Raw genomic sequence first — 16025 nt, 5'->3', positions numbered from 1 at the left:
GTACCAATTCATTGACATTGGTCCATCAGTCGTGAATCTTCCGGATCGAATCCGTGTAATCGGACGATCCATCCTGGGAGGGAGATCACGATGTTGCATGACCGCCGTACGGCCTCGCCACGAGGCCTCCGCCACACCGCGCTGCACAGCGCGCTGTTCTATGCCCTGTGTGCCACCGCGGCCCTGCCGCTGGCCCACGCACAGGACGCCGATGCCCCGGCCACGCCGCCGGCTGAAGCCACCACGCTGGACCAGGTCCAGGTGACCGGCATCCGCGGCACCATCCAGACCTCGATCGACAAGAAGCGCGAGGAGACCGTGGTCTCCGACGTGCTGGCGGCCGACGACATCGGCGATCTGCCGGCCCTGTCGATCGGTGAAGCGATCGAAACCATCACCGGGGCGTCCACCCATCGCGAGAAGGGCGGTGCCTCGGAAATCTCGATCCGTGGCCTTGGGCCGTTCCTCGGCTCGTCCACCTTCAACGGTCGCGAGGCCACCAATGGCAGCGGCGACCGCTCGGTGAACTTCAACCAGTTCCCGTCCGAGCTGATCAACACCGTGGCGATCTACAAGACCCAGCGCGCCGACTTCGTCGAAGGCGGCGTGGCCGGCACGATCAACATGGAGACGGTCAAGCCGCTGGAATACGGCAAACGCACGTTCCAGCTCGACGGCCGCGGCACCTGGCAGGAGTACGACGATCGGCTCAAGGACAAGGACGGCGTGGGCTGGCGCGGTACCGCCAGCTACATCGACCAGTTCGACATGGGCAACGCCGGCAAGCTCGGTGTCTCCATCGGCGTGCAGGCGCTGGAAGGCAGCAACCCGGAAGAAATGTTCTCCAGCAGCTCCACCTGGGTCGCATGCGATGGCCGTGAAGTGGTCGGCGCGACGCGCAACTGCACCCAGGTCAACGGCAAGGACGTGGCCAACGGCGTGCCGTATTACCTGGTGCCCAGCAGCCGCATCTACCGCCAGTTCATCGAGCACGACAAGCGCGATTCGCAGTTCGCCGCGCTCCAGTGGCGGCCCAGCGATACGGTGGAAGTGAACCTGGATTACCAGCACTCCAAGCGCGACTACACGGAGGACCGCTCGGATCTGTCGCTGTCCTCGATGATGCGCAACCTCAACAACCGCGTGGTCACCGACGATGGCGCGCTGCTGCACCACACCGGCAGCACCACGGTCGATTCCACCGGCAACTTCCTGGAGCGCCAGGAGGAATACACCGGTGGCGGGCTCAACGTGATCTTCCGGCCGAGCCCGGCGTGGACGCTGTCCACCGATCTGTCCTACTCCAACACCCTGCGTGACCAGATCGAACGCAGCACCCGCCTGCGCGCCGGTCGCACCGACGTCAACGGCCAGCCGGTCGGCGGCATCAAGAACACGCGCTACGTCGATTACACCTACGACTACAGCGGCGATGTGCCGAGCATCTCTCTGGATCCGGCGTTCGATGTGAACAACCCGGACAACTTCACCGATTCGGCGCTGGTGCGTCGTCGCCAGCAGAACCGCGAGCACACCATCCGCGCGGGCCGCTTCGATGCCACGTTCACCCCGGAAAGCGGCTTCTTCACCGCGATCAAGGGCGGCCTGCGCCGGTCCGAAGCCACCTACACCGATTACACCGACACCGTGGATGTCACCACCACCAATGTCGCCGCGATCCGCGCTGCCAACCTGGCCTGCCGCCAGGCGTTCCCGCAGGACGATTTCCTGGACAACGCCAGCGGCAACACCATCGACCAGTGGGCCAGCTTCGACAGCCGTTGTTTGTTCAAGGCCTTCACCGGCGTGGACGACACCGGCCTCAGCGCGGACCTGCGCAACCCGGCCAACAACGATGTCACCGAGAAGACCAGCGCGCTCTACCTGATGGGCGACTACAGCGCCGAATGGTTCGGCCTGCCGGTGACCGGCAACATCGGCGTGCGTGGCGTGCGCACCGAGGTGCGCTCGGTCGGCCTGCGCAGCGGCCTGGATGTGATCAACAATCCCGACGGCACCGTGACCCTGGAGCCCACCGGCGATTTCACCTCGCAGGTGCTCAAGTCCAGCAACACCGAATGGCTGCCCAGCTTCAATGCCGCCTTCGAGCTGCGCCCGGACCTGCTGCTGCGCGTCGGTGCCTATCGGGCGATGTCGCGTCCGGACCTGGCCGCCGAAGGCTTCGGCCGCACCTTCAACCTGGGTGAGGTGGATACCGAGTTCAACAGCGTCGGCGATGCACTGCGCAGCATCACCGCCACCGGCAACCCGCGCGCCAAGCCGTTGATGTCGTGGAACGGCGACCTCTCGCTGGAGTGGTATGCCAACGAAGACACCATGCTGTCCGGTGCGCTCTACTACAAGCAGTTCAACGGCGGCTCGATGCCGGTGATCGTCAACGAATCCTTCGATATCGACGGCCAGAGCGTGACCGTGCCGGTGGAGCAGCTGGCCACCAGCGACCAGAAGAGCGATCTGTTCGGCGTCGAGTTCACCGCCTCGCACAGCTTCTCCTACCTGCCGGGCATCTTCTCCGGGCTGGGGGTGAAGGCCAGCTACAACTACGCCGATTCCAACTTCAAGACCGAAGACCTGCGCCTGGGCGAGTCCACCGACCCGACCACCGGCGTGGTGACCCCGGGCATCGTCGAGCCGGCCAACATCTTCGGCCTCTCCAAGCACGTGGCCTCGGCGCAGGTGTACTGGGGCCTGGGCAAGCTCGACCTGCAGGCGATCTACAAGTACCGCTCCGACTATTACCAGCAGTTTGTCGGCGACCCGTCGCAGAACCGTTATGTGCGGGACAATGGCTCGCTGGACTTCCGCGCCACCTACAAGGTGAACAAGCACCTGTCGCTGTCGCTGTCGGCCAGCAACCTCACCGATGAGCCGCGGGTGTCGGATATGCCCATCCTCGGCAGCTTCCGCGAGTACACCACGTACGGGCGGCGGTATTATCTGGGGGTGCGCTACCGCTTCTGAGGTCAGTGGCGCGGTTTTTCCGACCGCGCCGCTCTCTGAAGGCGCGGTCGCGTGTCGGTCCCCAGCCACCTGTCAGCAGGCCTTTGATGATGTCCGAACCCCGTCTGTACCAGTCCATTGCCGCCGAAATCGTCGCGCTGATCGAGAAGGGCGAATTCCCGCCGGGCTCGCGCCTGCCGGGCGAACGTGACCTGGCCGAACGCCTGGGCGTGAGCCGGGTGACGGTGCGGGAGGCGGAAATCGCGCTGGAAGCGCAGGGCCTGATCACCATCAAGACCGGCTCGGGCGTTTACGTGAAGGCCAAGCCGTCGCAGGCGCCGGGCGCACTGCCCGACGTCTCGGCGTTCGACCTGACCGCCGCCCGCGCGGTGATCGAGGCCGAGGCCGCGGCGATGGCCGCCAGCCGCATCACCGATGCCGAACTGGAGGACCTGGCCGGCCTGATCGCGGCCATGGTCGATCCCAACTCGGGCGAAGCGGCGGCCAGCGAGGCCGATCGCCAGTTCCACCTTTCGATTGCACGCATCGCCGGCAACCCGGTGGTGGAGCACTGCGTGCAGCTGATCTGGCGGATGCGCAACGAGCTGCCGCGGGTCAAGCAGGTCTACGCCAACGTCTGCCACAACGACGACGACACCCGCGACGAAGAACACACCCGGATTCTCGATGCGCTGCGCCAGCGCGACCCGGCGGCGGCGCGGCTGGCCATGCGCAACCACTTCCAGCGACTGTTCGAATCGATGCTGGAAGCCACCGAGAATGAAGCGCTGGCCGAAATCCGCCGGAGGACCCAGCAGGACCGCGAACGCTTCAGGGCCGCGACCGGGCACTGAGCCCGGTGTAAAGCGGCGGAATCACTCGCCCTGGTACTGCTTCTCTTCGACCAGCTGCGAGCCGGCGATGCGGTTGATCTCGTTCTTCACTTTGACCCGCTCGCCATTGGTGCCATAGACGCCGCGGGCCAGCTGGATGAAGGCATCGTCGAAGACCTGCGCTGCTTCCTTGTCGCGCAGCTGGTCCTGGATCTCCCACATGCGCTCGTTGATCGCCTTGAGCTGCGTCTTCAGCGCCTCCAGCCCGGGCTGAGCGCCCACCTGCTGCTGCCACAGCGGCCACAGCCCATCGAGTTCCTTGCGGACGTTGGCGTTCTTGCCGGCATCGGCGATGCGTTCGGCCTTGATTTCCAGGATGGTGATCTTGTCGATCAGCTCGCCAATCGATACCGGGGTCAGGATCGCGTCCACGCCATTACTCGCAACAGGTCAGAGCGGCCATGATACCGCGCACCCCCGGGCACCACCCTGACGCAGGATTTACAGAAACGTTGCGCCGATCGGGTGGCCACGCCATGGCGGCTTTACGCCGGTCCTGAGGACACTGTCGCTCTCGACGGCGCGGCCGTCATCTGGAGCGGGACACGTGGTGGGTAACTATTCGAAACAGCGCCTGCGCTGCGGCGCGGTGCTGGTGGGGCTGGTCATGAGCGGTGCGGCCGCGGCCGCGGTGGAAGGCAATGCGACGCTGACCTCGGACTATGTCTGGCGCGGCAGCTCGCAGAGCGACGGCGATCCGGCCGTGCAGGCGGGCGTGAAGCTCAGTGCGTCCACCGGCTGGTATGGCTCTGCGTGGGGCTCGGGTGTCTCGTTCCGGCCGGACAACGGCGCGCGCAGCGAGTTTGATCTTGTCGCCGGCTGGAGCGGGGCGGTGACGCCGGACTGGAGCGTGGACGTCAACCTCACCCGCTACGTTTATCCGTCCGCCACGGTCGATCTGGACTGGACCGAGCTCAATGGCACCGTCACCTGGCGGCAGCGCGTCTGGGTGCAGGTCGGCGTCTCCGACAACGCGCTGGCCGGTGGCCATGGCGGCACCTACGCCCAGCTCGGTGCGCGCCTGCCGCTGGGGGAGCAGTGGCGTATCGAAGGGGCGGTGGGCCACTACTGGCTGGACAGCGCGCAGGCCGATGACTACCTGCACGGCCAGCTCAGCGTGGTGTGGCGCGTGCACGGACCGTGGGAGCTGCGCGTGACCGGGCATGACACCGACGGCGCCGCCAGGCGGCTGTTCCCGGGCAACGCGGGATCGCGCGTCGAGGTCGCGCTGCAGACGAGTTTCTGAGGTGCGCGGGCGCTACGCCCGCCGCCTTGCCTGCGACATCGCCCAGATGCCCATCGCCACCACCGCAACGCAGGCACCGGTGACGCACACACCGGTCCAGCCGAAGCGATCAAAGACCTGCGCCGAGACCAAGGAACCCAGCGAGCCACCGATGAAGTAGCCGGTCATGTAGCCGGCATTGAGCCGGTTGCGGGCCTCCGGGCGCAGCGCATACACCACGTTCTGGTTGCTCACGTGCAGCAGCTGCGCGGCCAGGTCGAGCACGATCACGCCCAGCACCAGCGCGATCAACGAGTGCGCGGAAAAGCCCAGCGGCAGCCACGATGCGGCCAGCAGCACCAGCGCCACGGTAGTCGCCAGGGCGGCCTTGCCACGGTCGGCCATGCGCCCGGCCACGCCCGCGGCCAGCGTGCCGGCCGCACCGACCAGCCCGAACAGGCCGATCGTCGCATCGCTGTAGCCATAGGGCTCGGCCGCCAGCAGGAACGCCAGCGGCGTCCAGAAGATCGCGAACATCGCAAAGCTCAGCGCGCCCAGTACGGTACGCAGGCGGAACACCGGCTCCTGCGCGAACAGGGTGCCGATCGAGCGCAGCAGCTGCAGATAGCCCAGCCCGGCGGTCTGATGGAAGCGCGGCAGATGCCGATAGAGCATGCCGGTGGTCAGCACCAGCGCGGCCGCGGCGATCCAGTACACCGTGCGCCAATCGCCCAGCGAGGACAGCGCCCCGGCCACGGTGCGTGCCAGCAGAATGCCGAGCAGCAGGCCGCTCATCACCGTGCCGACCACCTGGCCGCGCTCCTCCGGACGCGCCAGCGTGGCCGCGAATGGCACCAGCACCTGCGCCACCACCGAGAACAGGCCGGTCAGCGCGGTGCCCACCAGCAGCCACACGAACTGATGGCTGAGCGCGCTCAGCACCAGGCCGGAGGCCGACAGCAGTGACATCACCACGATCAGCCGGCGGCGCTCGAACAGATCGCCCAGCGGCACCAGCAGGATGAGGCCGGCGGCATAGCTCAGCTGGGCGACGGTCACCACCGTGCCGGCACGTGCGAAGGACACCCCGAACTGCCCGGCGATGGTGTGCAGCAGCGGCTGCGCGTAATAGTTGCTGGCGACGGCCACACCGGTGGCGAAGGCCATCAGCAGGACCTGCCAGCGGCTGAGCGGGGAGGGCACGTCGTGGGTCATGACGGGCTCCGGATAAGAAGGGGCGCCAGTGTCCGCCTGATCCACAAATGAGGGAAATGAATAGTTATCATCCGATGCATCTGAAAATGAGATGGCGTGATGAACCTCAAGCAGCTCGAGTTCGCGGTCGCGCTGGCCGAGGAGGGCAACTTCACCCGTGCCGCGCAGCGCTGCCACGTCGTGCAGTCGGCGCTGAGCCACCAGATCGCCCATCTCGAGGACGAACTGCAGGCCACGCTGTTCGAGCGCCTGCCGCGTCAGGTCAGGGTAACGCCCGCCGGTGAAGCACTCTTGACGCACGCACGCCAGGTGCTCGCCTCGCTGCGGCATCTGCGCGATGACGTTGCCGCCGTCGGTGGCCAGGTGCGTGGCATCCTGCACATCGGCCAGATCACCTCGTTGACCGCCGTGGATCTGGTCGCCTGCCTGGCGACGTTCCATCGGCGCTATCCGCAGGTCGCGTTCCGCCTGCGCATGGACAAGAGCGAGGTGCTGATGGCCGATGTGCGCGAGCGGCGGCTGGATGTGGCGCTGGTGGGCTTGTCGCCGGGCACGCCGATCGAGGGCGCCCAGCATCGATTGCTGGCCGAGGAATCGATGGTCGCCGTGCTGCCGCCGGCCCATCCATTGGCGACGCGCAGACGGCTCTCGCTGGCGACGCTGGCCGAGCTTCCGCTGGTGGATTTCCCGCAGGGGAGTGGGGCCCGCCGGCAGACCGACGAGGCCTTCGCCGCCGCCGGACTGCCCCATCGGGTGCCGTTCGAGATCAATCACATGGCGCTGGTCGAGCGCTTCGTGCAGCAGGGCCTGGCAGTCGGCATCGTGCCGCAGGCGATCGCCGCCGGTTTCAGCGGCGTTGCCTGTGTGGCGATCCAGGGTGCACCGACCCGGCGCGTGCATGCGGTCTGGTCGAACCTGCCCACGCCGGCGGCGCGGGCCTTCATGGAGGAACTGCTGCAGCACGTGGCCCCGACACCGGCGCCACGCACCAACACCGCCCTCAGGCGGCGCGCACGCGCAGGGTCAGGCCCTTGAGGAAATTGCGCAGCATCTGGTCACCGCAGGCGCGGTAGTTCTTGTGGTCCGGCTGGCGGAACAGCGCGGACAGCTCCGGCTTGGAGACCGAGAAACCGGCAGCGTCGAACACTTCGTGCATGTCCACGTCCTTCAGCTCGAAGGCGACGCGCAGCTTCTTCAGCACCAGGTTGTTGGTGATGCGCTTTTCCACCGGGCGGACCGGCTGGCTCTCGTCGCGGCCGCGGAAATGCACGATCAGGCCATCCAGGAAATGCGCCAGGGTGCGGTCGTCGCAGGGCACGAAACCTTCTTCGTCTTCCTTGCGCAGCCAGCCGGCCACATCGGCCTTGTCGACCACGAAGGCCGGATCGGCCAGGGCACAGGTGTCGGCGATCATGCCGTCGCTGAGGTCGAGCATGTAGCGGATGCTGCGCAGTACATCGTTGTTGATCATGGGACGTCCAATACCGCCGGCGCGGCTGCGCGGCTGGCGGCCATTTTACCCCGTGCCGGGCGCGCGGCCGGCTGCGACCGGTGGTCGCTGTCATCTGGCTGCCATGAAAGTGAAGCACAGTGCCGCGATCAGGCATCGACAGGCAGTGGAGCAGGCAATGCGCAGGTGGCAGGTACTCGGGTGTGTGGGCATGTTGCTGGCGGGCCAGGCAGGGGCGCAGGCCCCTTATGTGGCGCTGGAACAGCGGCTGGATCCGCAGGCGCTGGCCGAGGTCGGGCTGACCCCGGGCCAGTTGCAGACGCTGAACCGCCTGCTGCGCCAGGCCGAGGCCGACGCCCCGGCACCGGTGGCCGTCGCGGCGGCGCCGGCCGCAGGCCCGGGTCTGCCAACGCCCGCCCCGATGTTTCCCGGGCTGGACGATGGCCCGATCCACGCCAAGGTCACCGGCCAGGTGGACGGCTGGGCCCCCGGCACCGTGTTCACCCTCGACAACGGCCAGCAGTGGCAGGTGCTCAAGGGCGAGATGACGCTCAAGACCGCCCGCAGCAACCCCGAGATCGTCGTGGTGCCGGGCATCGCCGGCCGCTGGTTCCTGCAGGTGGATGAGGACCTGCCCAAGGCGCGCGTGTTCCGCATCCGCTGACGCGACGACCCTGAGCGGCAGGCAGCGGAGCAGCGCCCGGCTCTGCACCGGGCGGGCATCGGTGCGAAAATGGTCGGGATCTTCACGGAGTACCTCGATGACCCGTACCGCTCTGATTACCGGCGCCACCTCCGGCTTTGGCGCCGCCGCCGTCCACCGTTTCGCCCAGGCCGGCTGGCGCGTGATCGCCACCGGGCGCCGGGCCGACCGCCTGCAGCCGCTGGTCGATGCCTACGGTCCCGAGCGCGTGCATGCCGCGGTGTTCGACGTGCGCGACAGCGTGGCGATGGAAGCGGCCCTGGCCGCCCTGCCGGCCGGGTTCGCCGACATCGACCTGCTGGTCAACAATGCCGGCCTGGCCCAGGGCACCGCCCCGGCCCAGAGCGCCTCGCTGGAAGACTGGCGCACCATGATCGACACCAACGTCACCGCCCTGGTGACGCTGACCCATCGCCTGTTGCCGCAGCTGGTCGCGCGCAAGGGCGCGATCATCAACATCAGTTCGGTCGCCGGCGTGTACCCGTATCCGGGCGGCAACGCCTATGGCGGCACCAAGGCCTTCGTCAGCCAGTTCTCGCTCGGCCTGCGCTCGGATCTGCACGGCAGTGGCGTGCGCGTGACCACGATCGAGCCGGGCATGGCGGAAACCGAGTTCACCGTGGTCCGCACCCATGGCGACCAGGCGGCCTCGGACAAGCTCTACACCGGCGCCAACCCGATGACCGCCGAGGACATCGCCGAGCAGATCTTCTGGGTCGCCTCGCTGCCGGCACACCTGAACATCAATCGCCTCGAAGTGATGCCGGTCAGCCAGTCGTTCGCCGGCTTCCAGGTCGCGCGCGACTGATCGCAGGCCCCGGCGATTCCGGCTGTCGGTCATTCCGCCCCGCCGGCGATTCCAACCCGCCGGCGATTCCGACCCACGGGTGATTCCGACCCACGGTAGCTGCCGACCGTGGGTCGGCAGGCTCCCCGATCATCCCTCCCGCGCCGTCCACACCGCCAGCTCATACCCATCCGGGTCGCGGAAATGAAACCGGCGCCCGCCCGGGAAATCGAACGCGGCCCGGCAGATCGCCGCGCCGGCCGCCTGCAGCCGTTGCTGCGTGGCGACCAGGTCATCGGCATACAGGATCACCAGGGGCCCACCCGGTTGCACCGCTTCGCCCGTGGTGAAACCACCGGTCAGGCGTCCATCGTTGAACTCGGTGTAGGCCGGGCCGTAATCGGTGAACGTCCAGCCGAAGACTTCAGCGTAGAACGCTTTGCTGCGCGCGATGTCGGCCACGTTGAACTCAATGTTGTCGATGCGGCGATCGTTGCCGTGTGCGGTGCTCATGGATGCTTCTCGTTGAAAGGAGCCCCAGCATCGCCACCCCCGCCGCGCCGGTCTTGAACAAAACGGCCAGTCAGCGACGCCACTGCGCGCACAACGCCGCCGCCCCGATCCCCGCCAGAGCCCGCACCTCGCGGCTCAGGTGCGACTGGTCGGCGTAGCCCACATCCGCCGCCAACCCCGCCAGCCCCTCCCTCGGCCTCGCCCGGGCCAGCGCCAGGAACCGCTGCAGCCGCAGAATCCGCTCCAGCATCTTCGGCCCATAGCCGAACTGCTCATGGCATAACCGGCGCAGGCTGCGCGTGCTTACCTGCAGCGCCGAACCGATCGCGGCCAGATCGTGGCCACCGGCCCGCACCTGCCCGAACACCCGCGCCGCCACCGCGTGCCGGCCACCGGTAGAGCGGGGCAGCCCGGCCAGCGCCTGCACGAACAACCGCTGCCGCGCATCGCCATCGCCCACGTCATTCAACCGCGCCGCCAGCTGCCGGGCCTGGGGTCCCAGCACCGCATCCAGCTCCACGGCGGTGCCCACCAGCTCGTCCAGCGGCACACCCAGCCAGGCCCGCGCCGCGCCGGGCTGGAAGCGCGCGCCCAACACCTGCGCGCCGGGCATCAACTGCGGGTGTGCGGCCACCACATCCGGGCCCACCACATACAGCCGCCCATCGCGCCACAGGATGTCCACGCAGCCATCAGGCAGCACCGCGACCTCACCGTTATGGCCCACCGGGAGATCGCTGCGCCACAGCTGCCCGAAACAGCCCTGCAGCGGAGCAGGTGCCACCCATTCGCGGTAGCGACCGGTCGCACCGGCAACGCCGGGAAGGTCATCAGAATCGGGGCGGGAAGACATGCTTGGACGATAGCGCATCGCCAGGGGGGCGCCAGCAAGGGTGCTGCACGAAACAAGAACGCCGACCCAAGGGCCGGCGTTCGGGGTGCATCTGGAGCAGGAGCCCCCTCGGAGTGCAAGGGCGCGCGGCTACTGCGCCTTGATCGCCATCGCCTGCAGCCCCGTCCCATCCAGCTTCTGCTTGGCTTCGGCCAGCTCGCCCGCGCTGCCATACGGCCCCATGCGCACGCGGTACACCGTCTTGCCGTTGATCTGCGCCGATTCCACCCGTGCAGCCAGGCCGATCATCGCCAGCTTGGCCTTGGTCGCTTCGGCATCGCCGGAAGCACCGAAGGCGCCGGCCTGCAGGATGTAACGCACGTTGCCCGCGGCCGGAGTGGCGGCGGCAGCCGACGCGGTCGCGGCCGGTGCATCCGGCTTCGGTGCGTTGGCGACCGCGGTGGGTGCCGATGCGGCCGGTGCCGGCGTCGCCGCCGGACGTTCATTCACCGGGGCCGGCAATGCCGCAGCGCTGACCGGCGCCGGCGACGTGGTCGCCGCGGTACTGGTCGGCGCCGGTGCGGGCGGCAACGGGCGGCCTTCCAGCGCCGCCTGCGCCCGCTGCGCTTCCGCCTTGGCACGGCGCTGATCTTCGGCGCGTGCGCTGGCCGCCAGCTCGGCATCGGACATTTCCACTTCCTTGCCGGGCAGCAGGGTGTAGAAGTCGTACTGCGTCGCCGCCGGCTTGGCCGCTTCGGCAGGCTTGGCAGCGCCCGGCTTGGGCAGCTCGGTGCCGACGTCGGTCTCGGCGTCGCTCACCGGGGCCGGCTGGGCGTTCGGGTCCGGCTGCGGGCCGACCCGCAGGAAGCCATCACCCTCGTTCTTGAACAGGTTCGGTGCCGCCAGGAACACCACGGCCGCAATCGCCACACCCGCGACCAGCCACACCCATCCCGGGGTGCCCTGGTTGCTGTTGCGCCGTGCCTGGCTCTTGCCGCGTCGTGCTGCCATTTACTGCTTCTCCACTGCTTACATTTTTTCCGGGGCGGATACGCCCAGGATGTTCAGACCATTGGCCAGGACCTGGCGCGCGGCGCAGGCCAGCGTCAGCTTGGCGTTGCGTTCGCTTTCGTCGGCCACCAGTACCTGCGTGCCGTGATACCACGTGTGGAAGGCGTGCGCCAATTCACGCAGATACTGCGCGATCAGGTGCGGTTCCAGCGCGAGGCCGGCCGCTTCGACGACTTCCGGGAAGCGCGACATTTCCACCATCAGCCACAGCGAGGCGTCGTCGCCCAGCGAGGACAGACCGGTCAGACCCGCAGCCGGCGTGTAGCTCAGGCCCTTCTCCTGCGCCTGGCGCAGCAGGCTGCAGACGCGGGCATGCGCGTACTGCACGTAGAACACCGGATTGTCGTTGCTCTGCTGGCGGGCCAGATCGATATCGAAGGTCAGCTGCGAATCGGGCTTGCGCGCGATCAGGAACCAGCGGGTGGCATCGCGGCCGGCTTCTTCGATCAGGTCGCGCAGGGTCAGGTAGCTGCCGGCACGCTTGGAGAGCTTCACTTCCTCGCCACCGCGCATCACCGTCACCATCTGGTGCAGCACGTATTCCGGCCAGCCCTTCGGGATGCCGACGTCCAGCGCCTGCAGGCCGGCACGCACGCGCGCCAGCGAACCGTGGTGGTCCGCACCCAGCTCGGTGATCGCGCGCTCGTAGCCGCGCTGCCACTTGGAGAGGTGGTAGGCCACGTCCGGCAGGAAGTAGGTGTAGGTGCCGTCGGACTTGCGCATCACGCGGTCCTTGTCGTCACCGAAGTCGGTCGAGCGCAGCCACAGCGCGCCGCCTTCCTCGTACGTATGGCCGGCCGCGTTGAGCTGGGCGACGGTCTCTTCGACCTTGCCATCCTTGTACAGCGAGCTTTCCAGGAAGTAGATGTCGAAATCCACGCCGAACGCAGCCAGGTCCTGGTTCTGCTCGTTGCGCAGGTAGGCCACCGCGAAGCGACGGATCGCATCGAGGTTGTCCGGGTCGCGCTCGCCGACCACCGAGTGGCCTTCCAGCTCCACCGTGGCGCCGGCCAGGTAGGCGTTGGCCACGTCCTGGATGTAATCGCCGCGGTAGCCCGCTTCCGGCCAGCCGGCATCGTCGGGCTTGAGGCCCTTCGCACGCGCCTGGGTGGACAGCGCCAGGTTTTCGATCTGCACGCCGGCGTCGTTGTAGTAGAACTCGCGCTTGGCGTTCCAGCCGTTCACTTCCAGCAGGCGCGCCAGGCAGTCACCGATCGCCGCCGCGCGGCCGTGGCCGACATGCAGCGGACCGGTCGGGTTGGCCGACACGTATTCCACGCCCACGGTGCGGCCGTTGCCGCTCAGGTTGTGGCCGTAATCGGCGCCTTCCTTGAGCACGCCGGCCGCTTCGCGCTGGTAGGCGCTGGGGGCGAGGTGGAAATTGATGAAGCCCGGGCCGGCGATCTCGACGCGGGCCACGTCATCGCTCTTGGGCAGCGCATCGAGCAGCGCCTGGGCCAGGGCGCGCGGGTTGCTGCGCGCCGGCTTGGCCAGCAGCATCGCGGCGTTGGTGGCGAAATCGCCGTGCTCACGGGTCTTCGGGCGTTCGACCACGAATTCCGGGGTCAGGGTATCGGCCGGCAGAGTGCCGTTGGCGCGCAAGGCTTCGATGCCTTGGCTGATCAGGGCGCGGAGGAGATTTTTCACAAGGCCTGCTTTGGGACTGGAGCGGCGGAATCGGCAATTTTAGCCCAGAAGCCAGCCCGATCCATTGAACCGGGCCCCAGCGGCCGCGTTTCCCACGCCGGATCAGGCCGTTCCGGTGCCCATCCAGCCGCGCGCGGCCATCGATACCGGGGCCCCGTCGCCGATAACGACATGGTCGAGCAACCGGATATCCACCAGCGCCAAGGCCTGCTGCAGCAGCGTGGTGATCCGGCGGTCCTCCAGCGAGGGCTCGGCGCTGCCCGAGGGATGGTTGTGGCTGACGATCACCGCGGCCGCGTTGTGCAGCAGGGCGCGGCGGACCACTTCACGCGGGTAGACCGCTGCCGCATCCACCGTCCCGCTGAACAGCTCCTCGCAGGCCAGCGTGCGGTGCTGGTTGTCCAGGAACAGCGCGGCGAACACCTCGTTGGGCCGCGCCCGCAGCCGCTGTTTGAAGTAACGGCCTGCGGCGGCGGGATCGCGCAGGCTTTCGCCCCGGGCCAGCTCGGCAGCCAGATGCCGATGCGCGAGCTCCAGCCCGGCCACCAGCTTGCAGCTGCGGGCCGGCCCAAGGCCGGGCAGGGCCGCCAGCGCGCTGGCCGGCAGGTCGAGCAGGTTGCGCAGGGGGCCGTGGGACTGCAACAGATCGCGGGCGGTTTCGACCGCGTCCCGGCCGCGCAGGCCTGAGCCGAGGAAGATCGCGAGCAGTTCGGCATCGGACAGGGCGCCGGCACCTTGGGCCAGCAGTTTTTCGCGGGGACGCTCGGCGCTGGGCCAGTCTCGGATCGACATGGCCCCAGTGTCTGTGGGGGGCGGCGGATTCACCATCGGTGAACCGGGCGCCAACGTGTCGGTAAATGCAGGGCAACGTGCCACGTCCGGCGATTCCTTATGACGAAAACCTGCCTCCTTATGCCGCTGGCGCATCAGGCGGTTTACGGACCATCGGGTAAGCTAATCGCCTCGGTTCGACAGGAACACCCAAGGTGGCTGACTCCCCCCAGGCTTCTCCGGCGGCCGCGCGCCCGTTGGAAGGCCAGAAGCTGTTGTTGTGCGTTGGTGGCGGGATCGCTGCCTACAAGTCGCTGGAACTGGTGCGCCGCCTGCGCGATGCCGGGGCCCAGGTGCAGGTCGCGATGACCGCCGGGGCCCAGCAGTTCGTCACCCCGCTGAGCTTCCAGGCGCTGTCCGGCCAGCCGACCCGCACCACGCTGTGGGACAGCGCGGCCGAGCAGGCGATGGGCCATATCGAGCTGGCCCGCTGGGCCGACCGCATCGTGGTCGCACCGGCGACCGCCGATCTGCTCGCGCGCCTGGCCCACGGCCACGCCGATGACCTCGTCACCACCCTGTGCCTGGCCACCACCGCGCCGCTGACCGTGTGCCCGGCGATGAACCACCGCATGTGGCTGCACCCGGCCACCCAGGCCAACATCGGCCTGCTGCGCGAGCGCGGTGCCCAGGTGATCGGGCCGGAAGACGGTCCGCTGGCCGAAGGCGAGTCCGGCCCGGGCCGGCTCACCGAACCGCACGCGATCGTGGCCGCGCTGGCCGGGCTGCACGCGCCGGCCCCCGCCGAGCCGCCGGCGAGCAGCGAGCTGAAGGGTCTGCGCGTGCTGATCAGCGCCGGTCCCACCTATGAAGACATCGATCCGGTGCGCTACGTCGGCAACCGCAGCAGCGGCAAGATGGGCTACGCGCTGGCCGCCGCCGCCGCCCGCCTGGGCGCGCAGGTGGTGCTGGTCAGTGGTCCGGTCCAGCTGGCCACGCCCGCCGGCGTGCAGCGCGTCGACGTGCGTTCGGCCGCGCAGATGCGTGAAGCGGTGCTGGGGGCGCTGCCGGCCGACATCTATATCGGTGCGGCCGCGGTGTCCGATTACACCCCGCGCCAGATCGCCCCGCAGAAACTCAAGAAGACCGCCGGCAGCCAGAGCCTGACCCTGGAACTGGTGCGCACCCCGGACATCCTGGCCGAGGTCGCCGCGCAGACCAACGCGCTCAAGCTGGTGGTCGGTTTCGCTGCCGAGACCCACGACGTGGAGAAATACGCGCGTGGCAAGCTGGTGGACAAGCGCCTGGACCTGGTGATCGCCAACCAGGTCGGGATCAGCACCGGCGGTTTCGAAAGCGATGAAAACGCGGCCACGGCCTACTGGCAGGGCGGCGAACAGGTGTTCCCCGGCACCTCCAAGGCCGTGCTGGCCGAACAACTGTTGTCCCTGATTGCCCAGAGGTTGCATGCATGACCATCGATTCCTCCCTGCAGCCGCTGCAGGTCAAGCTGCTGGACCCGCGTTTCGGCGACGAATGGCCGCTGCCGGCCTACGCCACCGAGCACAGCGCCGGGCTGGATCTGCGCGCCGCGCTGGAGACCGAGCTCACCCTGCAGCCCGGCGACACCGCGCTGATTCCCAGCGGCATCGCGATCCATATCGCCGACCCGAACCTGGCCGCCGTGGTGCTGCCGCGCTCCGGCCTGGGCCATCGCCACGGCATCGTGCTGGGCAACGGCACCGGCCTGATCGACGCCGATTACCAGGGCCCGCTGCTGATCAGCGCCTGGAACCGCGGCCGCGAACCCTTCACGCTGCAGCCCGGTGATCGCATCGCCCAGCTGGTGGTGCTGCCGATTGCACGCGTGGCGCTTCAGGTAGTGGATACTTTCAGCGACAGCGCCAGGGGAACGGGTGGATTCGGCCATACCGGGGTGCGCTGACAGGGGAGCTTC

16 protein-coding genes are annotated in these 16025 nt (G+C 68.2%); 8 read left to right on the top strand and 8 right to left on the bottom strand.

Annotated features, from left to right (window positions below):
- Positions 1-90 precede the first annotated feature (90 nt).
- Together ABE424_RS18510 and ABE424_RS18505 are read left to right on the top strand one after the other, a co-directional pair.
- The gene (locus ABE424_RS18510) at positions 91-2982 is read left to right on the top strand and encodes a TonB-dependent receptor (protein WP_346478403.1); all 2892 of its coding nucleotides are present in this window, start codon (positions 91-93) and stop codon (positions 2980-2982) included.
- Between the two features lie 89 nt (positions 2983-3071).
- Complete coding sequence (locus ABE424_RS18505; protein WP_179460437.1) at positions 3072-3815, top strand: FadR/GntR family transcriptional regulator; 744 nt, start codon at positions 3072-3074, stop codon at positions 3813-3815.
- Positions 3816-3836: 21 nt separating this feature from the next.
- Here the strand turns inward: ABE424_RS18505 and ABE424_RS18500 are convergent, their stop codons facing one another.
- A complete protein-coding gene (locus ABE424_RS18500; RefSeq protein WP_176990945.1) occupies positions 3837-4226 on the bottom strand; it encodes a DUF6165 family protein in 390 nt (129 codons plus the stop codon).
- A gap of 235 nt (positions 4227-4461) precedes the next feature.
- Between ABE424_RS18500 and ABE424_RS18495 the strand changes: the two genes are divergently transcribed.
- Positions 4462-5100, top strand: a complete 639-nt coding sequence (locus ABE424_RS18495) for a TorF family putative porin (RefSeq protein WP_346492593.1) — start codon at positions 4462-4464, stop codon at positions 5098-5100.
- Between the two features lie 12 nt (positions 5101-5112).
- Here the strand turns inward: ABE424_RS18495 and ABE424_RS18490 are convergent, their stop codons facing one another.
- The gene (locus ABE424_RS18490; protein ID WP_346492574.1) at positions 5113-6294 is read right to left on the bottom strand and encodes an MFS transporter; all 1182 of its coding nucleotides are present in this window, start codon (positions 6292-6294) and stop codon (positions 5113-5115) included.
- A 99-nt stretch (positions 6295-6393) separates the two neighbouring features.
- Here ABE424_RS18490 and ABE424_RS18485 point away from each other — a divergent pair, with 99 nt between their 5' ends.
- Complete coding sequence (locus ABE424_RS18485) at positions 6394-7329, top strand: LysR family transcriptional regulator (RefSeq protein WP_346492573.1); 936 nt, start codon at positions 6394-6396, stop codon at positions 7327-7329.
- On the opposite strand, the gene ABE424_RS18480 is transcribed toward ABE424_RS18485, so the two are convergent.
- A complete protein-coding gene (locus ABE424_RS18480) occupies positions 7295-7765 on the bottom strand; it encodes a DUF1456 family protein (protein ID WP_346492572.1) in 471 nt (156 codons plus the stop codon). The genes ABE424_RS18485 and ABE424_RS18480 overlap by 35 nt on opposite strands.
- 190 nt (positions 7766-7955) lie before the next feature.
- On the opposite strand from ABE424_RS18480, the gene ABE424_RS18475 reads away from it, so the two are divergent.
- Both ABE424_RS18475 and ABE424_RS18470 read left to right on the top strand, forming a co-directional pair.
- The gene (locus ABE424_RS18475; RefSeq protein WP_319209605.1) at positions 7956-8408 is read left to right on the top strand and encodes a hypothetical protein; all 453 of its coding nucleotides are present in this window, start codon (positions 7956-7958) and stop codon (positions 8406-8408) included.
- Between the two features lie 97 nt (positions 8409-8505).
- Positions 8506-9255: an SDR family NAD(P)-dependent oxidoreductase gene (locus ABE424_RS18470; RefSeq protein ID WP_346492571.1), complete on the top strand. Its 750-nt coding sequence runs from the start codon at positions 8506-8508 to the stop codon at positions 9253-9255.
- 129 nt (positions 9256-9384) lie between these two features.
- On the opposite strand, the gene ABE424_RS18465 is transcribed toward ABE424_RS18470, so the two are convergent.
- The 5 genes from ABE424_RS18465 to radC form a co-directional block, all read right to left on the bottom strand.
- Positions 9385-9747, bottom strand: coding sequence for a VOC family protein (locus ABE424_RS18465; RefSeq protein ID WP_319209601.1), 363 nt, complete (start codon positions 9745-9747; stop codon positions 9385-9387).
- Between the two features lie 70 nt (positions 9748-9817).
- Positions 9818-10600 carry a helix-turn-helix domain-containing protein gene (locus ABE424_RS18460; RefSeq protein WP_346492570.1) on the bottom strand — a complete coding sequence of 261 codons (783 nt, stop codon included), beginning with the start codon at positions 10598-10600 and terminating at the stop codon, positions 9818-9820.
- 129 nt (positions 10601-10729) lie between these two features.
- Complete coding sequence (locus ABE424_RS18455; protein WP_319209596.1) at positions 10730-11590, bottom strand: SPOR domain-containing protein; 861 nt, start codon at positions 11588-11590, stop codon at positions 10730-10732.
- An 18-nt stretch (positions 11591-11608) separates the two neighbouring features.
- Complete coding sequence (argS, locus tag ABE424_RS18450; protein WP_319209593.1) at positions 11609-13297, bottom strand: arginine--tRNA ligase; 1689 nt, start codon at positions 13295-13297, stop codon at positions 11609-11611.
- 102 nt (positions 13298-13399) lie between these two features.
- Positions 13400-14089, bottom strand: coding sequence for a DNA repair protein RadC (gene radC / locus ABE424_RS18445; protein ID WP_346478396.1), 690 nt, complete (start codon positions 14087-14089; stop codon positions 13400-13402).
- A gap of 194 nt (positions 14090-14283) precedes the next feature.
- Between radC and coaBC the strand changes: the two genes are divergently transcribed.
- Both coaBC and dut read left to right on the top strand, forming a co-directional pair.
- The gene (gene coaBC / locus ABE424_RS18440; protein WP_346492569.1) at positions 14284-15543 is read left to right on the top strand and encodes a bifunctional phosphopantothenoylcysteine decarboxylase/phosphopantothenate--cysteine ligase CoaBC; all 1260 of its coding nucleotides are present in this window, start codon (positions 14284-14286) and stop codon (positions 15541-15543) included.
- Positions 15540-16013 carry a dUTP diphosphatase gene (gene dut, locus ABE424_RS18435; RefSeq protein ID WP_176990955.1) on the top strand — a complete coding sequence of 158 codons (474 nt, stop codon included), beginning with the start codon at positions 15540-15542 and terminating at the stop codon, positions 16011-16013. The genes coaBC and dut overlap by 4 nt, the downstream gene beginning before the upstream one ends.
- Positions 16014-16025 lie beyond the last annotated feature (12 nt).

Source organism: Stenotrophomonas sp. TWI1149, from assembly GCF_039673155.1.
Classification (GTDB): domain Bacteria; phylum Pseudomonadota; class Gammaproteobacteria; order Xanthomonadales; family Xanthomonadaceae; genus Stenotrophomonas; species Stenotrophomonas maltophilia_AA.
This window is presented reverse-complemented; position numbering and strand designations above follow the sequence as displayed.

Bases quoted from the DNA above. Each gene is read 5' to 3' on its own strand.
- ABE424_RS18460 (WP_346492570.1), bottom strand. From the start codon at position 10,600: ATGTCTTCCCGCCCCGATTCTGATGACCTTCCCGGCGTTGCCGGTGCG.
- ABE424_RS18480 (WP_346492572.1), bottom strand. From the start codon at position 7,765: ATGATCAACAACGATGTACTGCGCAGCATCCGCTACATGCTCGACCTC.
- ABE424_RS18475 (WP_319209605.1), top strand. From the start codon at position 7,956: ATGTTGCTGGCGGGCCAGGCAGGGGCGCAGGCCCCTTATGTGGCGCTG.
- ABE424_RS18510 (WP_346478403.1), top strand. From the start codon at position 91: ATGTTGCATGACCGCCGTACGGCCTCGCCACGAGGCCTCCGCCACACC.
- ABE424_RS18465 (WP_319209601.1), bottom strand. From the start codon at position 9,747: ATGAGCACCGCACACGGCAACGATCGCCGCATCGACAACATTGAGTTC.
- ABE424_RS18470 (WP_346492571.1), top strand. From the start codon at position 8,506: ATGACCCGTACCGCTCTGATTACCGGCGCCACCTCCGGCTTTGGCGCC.
- radC (WP_346478396.1), bottom strand. From the start codon at position 14,089: ATGTCGATCCGAGACTGGCCCAGCGCCGAGCGTCCCCGCGAAAAACTG.
- dut (WP_176990955.1), top strand. From the start codon at position 15,540: ATGACCATCGATTCCTCCCTGCAGCCGCTGCAGGTCAAGCTGCTGGAC.
- ABE424_RS18485 (WP_346492573.1), top strand. From the start codon at position 6,394: ATGAACCTCAAGCAGCTCGAGTTCGCGGTCGCGCTGGCCGAGGAGGGC.
- ABE424_RS18490 (WP_346492574.1), bottom strand. From the start codon at position 6,294: ATGACCCACGACGTGCCCTCCCCGCTCAGCCGCTGGCAGGTCCTGCTG.
- ABE424_RS18495 (WP_346492593.1), top strand. From the start codon at position 4,462: ATGAGCGGTGCGGCCGCGGCCGCGGTGGAAGGCAATGCGACGCTGACC.
- ABE424_RS18505 (WP_179460437.1), top strand. From the start codon at position 3,072: ATGTCCGAACCCCGTCTGTACCAGTCCATTGCCGCCGAAATCGTCGCG.
- ABE424_RS18455 (WP_319209596.1), bottom strand. From the start codon at position 11,590: ATGGCAGCACGACGCGGCAAGAGCCAGGCACGGCGCAACAGCAACCAG.